This is a genomic window from Actinoplanes sp. NPDC051633 (genome assembly GCF_040681735.1).
In the GTDB taxonomy this organism is placed as follows: Bacteria; Actinomycetota; Actinomycetes; order Mycobacteriales; family Micromonosporaceae; genus Actinoplanes.
This window is the reverse complement of the sequence record NZ_JBFAZH010000525.1, coordinates 1-5,367: the sequence shown is the minus strand read 5'-3', so window position 1 is coordinate 5,367 and position 5,367 is coordinate 1. Positions and strand designations below refer to the sequence as shown.

Below are 5,367 nucleotides of genomic sequence, written 5' to 3'. Positions count from 1 at the left end.
GTCGGCGAGGGCTGGACCCTGCACGTGACCCGGTGGCGGCAGAGCCGGCGGGCACGGGTCACGGTGACCGCGGTCAGCGCCGAGCTGGCGGAGTCGGTGCTCGCCACGGCGGTCGTGAACGCAGTGGAGGAGCCGCAGCCGGCGCCGGACAGCGTGCCGATCGGGTTCTGGCACTTCGGCACACACGGGCCGCGCCGGGTGCAGCGCGAGATCGACGCGGCGCCGTGGTCGTCGATACGCCGCAACTACGCCGGGCCGGTCGCGCAGACGCTCGAGAAGCTGATGGCGATCGACGGCAGCGCGGTGAACGGCCGGCTGCTGTTGCTGCACGGCGAGCCGGGGACCGGTAAGACCACCGCCTTGCGGGCGCTGGCGCAGCAGTGGCGCGGCTGGTGCCAGGTCGACTGCGTGCTGGACCCGGAGCGGCTGTTCGGCGATCCGGCGTACCTGATGAGCGTGGCGCTGGGCAGCGGGGACGACGACGAGCCGCGGTGGCGGCTGCTGATGCTCGAGGACTGCGACGAGCTGGTCAGCGGCGAGGCGAAGGCGAGCGCGGGGCAGTCGCTGTCGCGCCTGCTGAACCTGACCGACGGGCTGCTCGGGCAGGGCCGCAACGCGCTGATCGCGATCACGACGAACGAGGATCTGGCGTCGCTGCACCCGGCGGTCGTGCGGCCGGGCCGCTGCCTGGCGTCGATCGAGGTGGGCCGGCTCCCGTACGCGGAGGCGGTCGCGTGGCTGGGCACACCGGCCGGCATCGGCCCGGACGGCGCCACGCTGGCCGAGCTGTACGCGCTGAGGACCGGCGCCCAGCCGGTGACGGTCCCGGCGACCGCCCCCACGACCGGGATGTACCTCTGACCGTCCCTACGAAGGCAGAACGACCCTCAGCCGCGGCAGCACCCGACCCGGAATGGCTGTTGACGGAACCTCGCCCACGACCGTCGCTCCCATTTTGAGGTAGAAGCCTTCGGCGTTCGGGTCCGCATCGATCAAAAGGGCCTCGAACCCGAGTCCCTGGGCGGCGTTCATGGCGTGACGCCACAACTGCCGTCCGATTCCGTGACGCATGTGCTCCGGTGTGATCCAGAGGTTGCCCAACTCGCCGATGGGAGGCACGCCGTCCACGGTGTAGAAGCCGGCCAGCTGACCGGCAGCCTCGGCGACGACGGTACGTCTGGCGCTGATCTCCTCCGGGCGTAGCGTCAGCTCGGCTCGGCACGCTTCCAGAAAGTCGTCGTCGTACCCCCATCGCGCCTTGGACCTGAGGGCCAGCTCGCTCAGCGCCCGAGCTTCATCGGCTCGGGCCGGTCTCATCGCAATCTGCATCAACGTCTATCCGTCCGATCATCAACGGACCTTCCACTGTAAGAGGATGAGGGGGTGACCGAGCCCGACACCTCCCCCACCCACCGTGGCTCCCGGGTGCGCCGGATCGGGCTGGCCGTCGTCCTGGTGCTGTTCGCGGTCGAGCTCACGCTGGGCTGGCCGTCGCTCACCGAGGCGTTCGGGCACCTGCGCGCCCCACATCCGGGGTGGCTGGCCGCCGCCGTGGCGGCCGAGCTGATGGCCATGGGCGCGTACGCGCGGATGCAACGCAGCCTGCTGCTCTCGGCCGGCGTCCGCGTCCCGCTCTACCGGCACGTCGCTCTCGCCTACGCCGCGCACTCCCTCAGCGTCACCCTGCCCGCCGGCCCGGCGTTCTCCACCCGCTTCAACTACCAGCAGATGCGCCGGTTCGGCGCGAGCCCCGCCATCGCGACCTGGTGCATCACCCTGTCCGCCATCCTGTCCGCCGCCGCGCTGGCCGTCGTCACCGCCGCGGGAGCGCTCGCCTCACACGGCAGACCGCAGTGGTACAGCCTGGCCGGCCTCGCCGCCGTCGCGGTGCTGATCGGCGTGGGCGTCCGGCGGGTCACCCACCGCCCGCAATCTCTGGAACCGGTGATCCGCCGTGCCTTGGCTCTGGTCAATCGTCTCCGTCGCCGCCCGGCCGACCGCGGCCTCGAGCGCGTCCACGCATTCGTCGACCAGCTGGGTGCGGCCCGCCTCGGCCCCCGGCACGGCACTGCGGCCGCCGCCTTCGCGGTGCTCAACTGGGTCGCCGACGCGGTCTGCCTCTGGCTGTGCTTCCACGCGATCAGCGACGCCTCGATCAGCGCCACGCAGGTGCTCCTGGCCTACTGCGCCGGCATGGCCGCGGGGACCATCACGATCATCCCGGGCGGGCTCGGCATCATCGACAGCGCGCTGATCCTGGGGCTGGTGACCGGCGGCGTCGACGTGTCGACCGCCATCGCGACCGTCGTGCTGTACCGCCTCATCAGCTTCGTGTTCATCATCGGCGCCGGGTGGATCACGTGGCTGGTGATCCGGCATCGCCACCGGGAGCACATGACCGCGGCATCTCCGGGCTGACGTCGTGAGGCTTAGGGTGGCCGGATGGGTCGCCTGACCATCAAGGACGTTGCCCGGGCCGCCGGGGTGCATCCCGCGACCGCCTCGCGGGCACTCAACCCCTTGCTGCCCGGACGGATCAGCCGAGAGACGACCGAGCGGGTGGCGCGGGCGGCGGCCGAGCTCGGGTACGTGGCCGACCCGGTCGGGCGCTCTTTGCGCACCCAGCGGTCGGCGACGGTCGGGGTGTTGGTGCCCGACCTGCTCAACCCGTTCTATCCACCGGTGCTGCGCGGGGTGCAGAACGAGTTGCGGGAGAACGGGTTCGAGGGCCTGATCGCCAGCACCGACAACGACCCCGGGCGGGAGGCGGTGCTGCTGGACGTGTTTCGCGCCCGGCGGTGCGAGGGCTATCTGATCGCGTCGGCGACCCAGCGGGACGACGCGATCTCGGCGCTGGTGGCCGAAGGCGTACCGGTGGTCTTGATCAACCGTGTCGCGGACGTCGCCGCACCCGTCGTGACCAGTGATGACGCCGAGGGAATCGGGCAGGCCGTCCGGCACCTGACCGGGCTCGGGCACAGCCGGATCGGGCATCTCACCGGCCCGGCCGGCATCTCGGTGACCGGGGCACGCGAGACCGCCTACCGCGATGCGCTACGCCGCGCCGGTATCGAACCGGCGAGATCCTGGATCGTACGGGCGAGGCAGTACACGGCCGCAGCCGGCGAGCGGGCCGGGGGGACGCTGCTGGACCGCGGCGAGGTCACCGCGATCCTGGCCGGCAACGACATGCTCGCGGTCGGGTGCTACGCGGCGCTCGCGGCACGGGGACTGCGCTGCCCAGAGGACGTCTCACTGGTCGGCGTCAACAACATGCCGCTGGCCGAGTGGCTGCGGCCGCCGCTGACGACCGTCGCCATCGACCAGGAGGAGTTGGGCGCGCGGGCGGCCCGGCTGGTCCTGGCCCGCATCGCCGGCTCACCGGTCGCCGACGTTGCGCTCCCGACCAGGCTGATCGTCAGGGGATCCACGGGTCCAGTTCGGCCCGCAGCGCACCCTCCGGCCTGAGCCCGTGCACCCGATGCACCGGCTCGCCGTCGACGAACAGGATCAACGTGGGCAGCGCGGTCACCCCGTACCGGCCGGCGCCCGCCGGGTTCGCGTCCACGTCCACCTGAACGACATCGGCTCGGTCGCCCCACCCTGCGGCCAGCCGCTCCAGGACCGGAGCCAGCTGACGGCAGGGCCCGCACCAGTCGGCGCGGAAATCCACCAGTACGGGGCCGCCCCCGCCGATCACGGTGTCGAAATCGGCGTCTGTGACCACCTTCATGACGGCCCCATTGTGGCGGCGACTTCCGGCGCCAGGCCCGCGGTGCTGTCCCGGCCGAGCTCGCCGTGCTTGATGCCGAGCGTCTTGAGGAACTTCTGCTGCCCCATGGTGAGCCCGATGAAGTAGCCGAGCTCGACGATCTCCGGCTCGGTGAAGTGCTCGTGCAGCTTCGCCCACACCTCGTCGTCGGCCATCAGCGGATCCCAGGCGATCGCCTCGGCCAGCAGGAGGGCGGCCTTCTCCCGCTCGGTGAACCGCTCGGAGCGCCGGAAGTCGATGAGGTCGTCCACGTCGCCCTCATCGACATCGGCGAGGTGGGACCGCTGCCCGGCGCAGTAGCCGCAGTCCAACGACTTGGCCACGAAGACCCGGGCCAGCTCCTTCACCTTGTGGTCGAGCACGCCCTCGCGGAACACCTGCTGCCAGGACTGGTTGAAGGTACGCAACACGGCCGGCACATGCGCGCGGATGGCTTGGCTCTCCAACCGCGGTGTGCCGTACCTCCGGGAGTCGTCGAGATAGCCGGCAAGCTCCGGATCGGTCACCGAGTCCGGATCGACGTAGCTGATTCGAGGCACGAGATCCTCCATGGCTTGGCAATCGATTGCCACTCATCGTGCGCCCCTGCTCCGCGCTGGTCAAGAGCGTCCGGATTCGTCAGTCCGCGACCAGCGCGGGTACGCGCTCGCAGCCGCACGTCTGGCCGACGACCAGGTTGCCGGTGAGGCGCACGTGCGCCGCCGCCGTGCCCGGCCGGCGGATCTCCGACAGCAGCTGGGCGCATGCCGTCCGTGCCAGGTACTCGACGTCCTGCCGCATGCTCGTCAACGGCGGAATCGTGTAGCGGGCCGCGCCCGTGCCACCCATCGACACCACCGCGACGTCGTCCGGCACCCGCAGGTCGAGCTCCCAGCATGCGTGCAACGCGCCGATGGCCTGCACGTCCGAGGCGACGAACAGTGCCGTCGGTCGTCGCCCGTACAGCGTCCACGGGCGGCCGTGGCGGCTCAGCAACAGGCACGCCGCCTGGTAGCCACCACCCTCGCTGACCTCGGCGAAGGCGACCAGGCCGTCGCCGCCGGGCCGGCCGGTGCGCCGCTGCTGCGCCCGCCACCCGTCCAGCCGCAGGCCGTCCGTGCTGACGTGCGGTGGACCGGTGATGCAGCCGATCAGCTCGTGACCGTGGATCTGCAGGTGATCGACGGCGCGGGCGGCGTCGCCTTCGTCCTCGGTGCTGATGGTGGAGAACCGGTCGTCCGGGTCGGCGAGCTCCTCCAGCAGCAGGACCGGCTGCTCGAGCTCGCTCAGCTCGACACCACCGGTCAGGGACACACCGGAGGTGAGGATCAGGCCGTCGGCCTTGCGGTCGACGAACGTCTGCAGCAGACGCTCCTCGCTCGCGCGGTGGCCGTACGTGCTGCCGGTCAGCGTCAGATAGCCCTGCTCCCCGAAGGCCCGCTCGATCGCCTCGGCCAGCGACCCGTAGAACGGGTTGCTGCGGTTGGGGGTGAGCAGCCCGATCGTCTGCGTGCTGCCCCCGCGTAACGCGCTGGCGATCGCGTTCGGCCGGTATCCCAGCTGGTCGATCGCGGCGAGGACCCGGGCCCGGGTGGTGGTGGCGACGGGACGTGGGC

Annotated in this window: 7 protein-coding genes; 3 read left to right on the top strand and 4 right to left on the bottom strand. The window is 71.4% G+C overall.

The window, feature by feature from the left end:
* On the top strand, positions 1-861 hold an 861-nt coding region (locus AB0M20_RS25685), incomplete at its 5' end, for a DUF5925 domain-containing protein (RefSeq protein WP_364302320.1).
* Between the two features lie 6 nt (positions 862-867).
* On the opposite strand, the gene AB0M20_RS25680 is transcribed toward AB0M20_RS25685, so the two are convergent.
* Positions 868-1,329 carry a GNAT family N-acetyltransferase gene (locus AB0M20_RS25680; RefSeq protein WP_364302318.1) on the bottom strand — a complete coding sequence of 154 codons (462 nt, stop codon included), beginning with the start codon at positions 1,327-1,329 and terminating at the stop codon, positions 868-870.
* 54 nt (positions 1,330-1,383) lie between these two features.
* Here AB0M20_RS25680 and AB0M20_RS25675 point away from each other — a divergent pair, with 54 nt between their 5' ends.
* Together AB0M20_RS25675 and AB0M20_RS25670 are read left to right on the top strand one after the other, a co-directional pair.
* Positions 1,384-2,418, top strand: a complete 1,035-nt coding sequence (locus AB0M20_RS25675; RefSeq protein ID WP_364302316.1) for a YbhN family protein — start codon at positions 1,384-1,386, stop codon at positions 2,416-2,418.
* A gap of 24 nt (positions 2,419-2,442) precedes the next feature.
* Positions 2,443-3,468 (top strand): LacI family DNA-binding transcriptional regulator, encoded by a 1,026-nt coding sequence (locus AB0M20_RS25670; protein ID WP_364302314.1) that lies wholly within the window; start codon positions 2,443-2,445, stop codon positions 3,466-3,468.
* Here AB0M20_RS25670 and AB0M20_RS25665 read toward each other — a convergent pair.
* The 3 genes from AB0M20_RS25665 to AB0M20_RS25655 all read right to left on the bottom strand — a co-directional run.
* Positions 3,419-3,733: a thioredoxin domain-containing protein gene (locus tag AB0M20_RS25665; RefSeq protein ID WP_364302312.1), complete on the bottom strand. Its 315-nt coding sequence runs from the start codon at positions 3,731-3,733 to the stop codon at positions 3,419-3,421. The two genes, AB0M20_RS25670 and AB0M20_RS25665, sit on opposite strands and share 50 nt — an antisense overlap.
* The gene (locus tag AB0M20_RS25660) at positions 3,730-4,311 is read right to left on the bottom strand and encodes a carboxymuconolactone decarboxylase family protein (protein WP_364302310.1); all 582 of its coding nucleotides are present in this window, start codon (positions 4,309-4,311) and stop codon (positions 3,730-3,732) included. The genes AB0M20_RS25665 and AB0M20_RS25660 overlap by 4 nt, the downstream gene beginning before the upstream one ends.
* Positions 4,312-4,390: 79 nt before the next feature.
* Positions 4,391-5,367 (bottom strand): LacI family DNA-binding transcriptional regulator (locus AB0M20_RS25655; protein ID WP_364302308.1); only part of this gene is annotated, 977 nt, incomplete at its 5' end.

What these genes read in the sequence shown, in the direction of transcription:
- AB0M20_RS25680 (WP_364302318.1), bottom strand. Translation starts at nt 1,329, where the DNA reads ATGCAGATTGCGATGAGACCGGCCCGAGCCGATGAAGCTCGGGCGCTG.
- AB0M20_RS25670 (WP_364302314.1), top strand. Translation starts at nt 2,443, where the DNA reads ATGGGTCGCCTGACCATCAAGGACGTTGCCCGGGCCGCCGGGGTGCAT.
- AB0M20_RS25665 (WP_364302312.1), bottom strand. Translation starts at nt 3,733, where the DNA reads ATGAAGGTGGTCACAGACGCCGATTTCGACACCGTGATCGGCGGGGGC.